General features: G+C 45.3%; 1 protein-coding gene. It reads left to right on the top strand.

What is annotated here, in order from left to right; translation table 11 throughout:
- The coding region (locus tag ACNKXV_RS14755) for a hypothetical protein (protein WP_417908451.1) at positions 1-278 on the top strand (278 nt) is incomplete at both ends.

Genomic DNA, 278 nt, shown 5'->3' with positions numbered 1-278 from the left:
TCTACCCCTGCTATCACCTTTGCTGAAACTAGTACTAAAGGAACCGATCCTGATCAAGCTTCTTTTTATAACTACGAGATTACAAGAACCTGGACCGCAACAGATGCGGCCGGAAATAGTTCTTCACAATCTCAGAAAATCACAGTTTCTGATGCTAGTGCTCCAACATTATCCGGAGTTCCTGCAGATGTAACTGTAACGTGTGATAATATCCCGGCTGTGGCTACTCCATCAGCGAGCGATGTGTGTGATTCTACCCCTGCTATCACCTTTGCTGA

The sequence above is a fragment of the Christiangramia aquimixticola genome (assembly GCF_048285835.1).
GTDB classification, from domain to species: Bacteria; Bacteroidota; Bacteroidia; order Flavobacteriales; family Flavobacteriaceae; genus Christiangramia; species Christiangramia aquimixticola.
Note: the sequence above shows the minus strand (reverse complement) of the source record. Positions and strands in the feature narration are given on the sequence as shown.